Origin of the sequence: Phyllobacterium sp. (assembly GCF_037994405.1) — a bacterium.
Classification (GTDB): domain Bacteria; phylum Pseudomonadota; class Alphaproteobacteria; order Rhizobiales; family Rhizobiaceae; genus Phyllobacterium.
In genome coordinates, this window is record NZ_JBBNAN010000287.1 from 1 (window position 1) to 2,889 (window position 2,889).

Annotated in this window: 2 protein-coding genes; both read left to right on the top strand. The window is 55.5% G+C overall.

The genetic code is table 11. From position 1 onward, the window contains the following. Positions 1-131: 131 nt before the first annotated feature. Positions 132-2,390, top strand: coding sequence for a glycosyltransferase family 2 protein (locus tag AAAC48_RS15750; RefSeq protein ID WP_340655080.1), 2,259 nt, complete (start codon positions 132-134; stop codon positions 2,388-2,390). Then, the coding region (locus AAAC48_RS15755) for a class I SAM-dependent methyltransferase (protein WP_340655081.1) at positions 2,387-2,889 on the top strand (503 nt) is incomplete at its 3' end. The genes AAAC48_RS15750 and AAAC48_RS15755, both read left to right, overlap by 4 nt.

The window sequence follows — 2,889 nt, forward strand, 5'->3', positions numbered from 1 at the left end:
CAACACCAGCTCCGACGATGTCCAGGCTCACCCGGACAGCTATTTCACGGTACATTGATCCAGTAAATAGCGTGCCCAGCCATCCGGCCGGGCACGCCTTTTTCTAATTGTAAATTTGAAAGGGCAACGTGTTGAACCTCGACCTTTCGGCGGATATTTCAGGCGACACGGAGAGCATTTCGATCTCGCGTCTCTGTGGAGATGTGGCTGTCGTGATATGGGATCTTCCTGGTGCGCGGACCTCGACAAAGTGCACGCTGGAAACGCCGGAACAGCTGGTCCCGCTTGTCAGTCTGAACATCCCTCTCGAAACTGGCGGTCAGCGCATTCTTTGGGCAACGCGTACCAAGGACAAGCCGATCAATCTCACGCTTTCAGCCGGTGCGCTCGGTCCGACCGAGCAGGCCATCCTCTACCCGGCAGTTGAACTTGCCTCCTTCGACGTGGATCGTGCCGTCAGCAATCTAGCGGCAGCAGGCCATGTCAAACTGCTCAACAACATTCTGGGAACGTGGCGCAGCACTTTTCGCCTTTCGCAAAACCAGACCTTTGCCAGCGTCGTGCGCGAACTGACTCTGGCACTCACGCCCGAGCCGCGACAGGTGCGCTCTTGCGGTCAGCCTATTGAGGGGCAACATCTTCTCGAGACGGCGGTCGATCCTGTCCTGGGCGATATCATCACCATCTACGCAATCAGTGCCAACGCTGTGACGACGTTGTCGACAAACTTCGTAATGGGCCAGCAACCCAAAAAGGGGTTGCAATCATGCCATCTCCTTGTCGAGTCAGCCCGGCCGCTGCCGCAAAATTTTCATCTCGTGTTCTCCGGTAAGAACGGCATCGCCGTTCGCAAGTTGTCAGACAACAATGGCCATTCTGTCGATTTTCAGAAATGGTGGGGAAAACGCCAGGGCGATATGGAACTGCGAGAGTTCCTCGTGCGCCAATTGGTACAAGTTGCTGGCGCCGGTGTTGCTACAGCAATCGATATGCAGATGCGTGCGCCTTTGGCAGCACGCCAGATTGCGAAATCGGCAACACATCCTGCCGCCGAAATTGATCTGGCCCTTGCTCTTGACGAAGGTCTGCTTGTGGGTGGTTGGACTCATGATCCTGCCGCGATGCTCTCCAAGATCGAACATCTTTCTGAAAACGGAAGTGCGCTGCCGCTTCAGCCAAATTTCTACAAATTTCCGGGCAAAACCGGCGAGCGCGAGGATGGGCTTGGTGCCGATGTAACCGGATTTGCGGCGTGGCTCCCACAATGCAAAAACCTTGGCCCGTTGCTCCAGCCGCGCTTCCAGATGCGGCTCGCCTCAGGCGGGACGGCCATGCTGGTGCCGGCTTTGCAGCCATTTGAGCCAGCGGCCCAGCGTAACCGCATCTTACGAGCCGTACCGCCACAACACGCGCGGGATGAGGTTTTCGAAAACATTCTTGCTCCAGCTTTGAAAGAGGTGGAGCAGAAACTTGGACAAACAGTCAGAATTGCAGACGTCAAGGAATATGGGGCGATGCGCGAAACGCCCCTCGCCTCGATTGTCATCCCGCTCTACCGAAATCTCGACTTCCTGCGTTTTCAGCTCTCGGCGCTGGCAACGGATCCGTGGATTGCGAAGAACGCGGAAGTTATTTTTGTGCTCGATTCACCGGAAATTCAGGACGATACCGAGCATCTGCTCGGCGGGCTGCACATCCTGCACGACCTGCCAATGAAACTGGCAATCATGAATCGTAACAGTGGCTACGCGCGCGCTTGTAATGCCGGCGCGAGCCTTGCGACTGGCACGATCCTAGTGATGTTGAATTCCGACGTCGTGCCGTCTGGACCCGGTTGGCTGCACGAATTGGTCTCCCCCTTGCTTCAACAAAAAAAGCTTGGTGCCATCGGGCCAAAGCTTCTCTTTGAGGATGGTTCCCTGCAGCATGCCGGGCTCTACTTCGCCAAGGACCGCCGGGGCATCTGGCTTAACCATCACTTCTACAAGGGAATGCCTGGTAACTATGCGCCAGCTCAGATTGCGCGCACTGTGCCCGGTGTAACCGGTGCTTGCCTCGTTACCCGCAAGGACATTTATGATCTCGTGGGCGGCTTCACAGAGGACTACGTTATTGGAGATTACGAAGATAGCGACCTCTGTCTCAAAATCCGCCAGATCGGGTTTCAAATCGGTTACGAGCCAGCAGTCTCGCTCTATCATTTTGAGCGGCGCTCGATCCGCCGCAGTTCCGATTACATGCGAGGATTGGCGAGCCAATATAATGCGTGGCTTCATTCGAAGCGGTGGAACGACGACATTGCCGAATTGATGACGACCTATCTCGACGAAGTGGTGGATGACACCATCGCTCCCTTCGTTGGTGAAAAATCTGAAAGGAGCGCCGCTTGACTGAGGTTATTGCACTCAAGAAAGCCCTACCTGACCCTACCAGCACGATCGATAGCGACTATGTCGACTGGCTGATGAATGCCGTTTTGCGGAACAGGTTTCTCCCTTGTCCTGATCCAGACAGCATCTTTGTCGGTGACGGCAATTTCCAGGCTGTCGGCGCGGAATTTCTTGGTCATTTCATTCGCAAAGGCGGATTGTTGCCTGAAAGCCGCGTGCTCGATATCGGCTGCGGCATCGGGCGGATGGCCGTGCCCCTGACCCAATATCTGGACACCGAAAAGGGGAGCTATCGCGGGATCGATCCGGTTTCCGGTGGCATCAACTGGTGCCAAAAGATGATCAGCGCTGCGTATCCGAACTTCGAGTTTCGCCACCTGGATATCGCCCATTCGCTCTATAATCCGAAAGGTGCGATCAACGGACTGGAACTTGTGCTGCCGTTTGAGAGCCGTCAGTTCGATTTCATCATCATGACGTCCGTTGTCACTCATCTGCC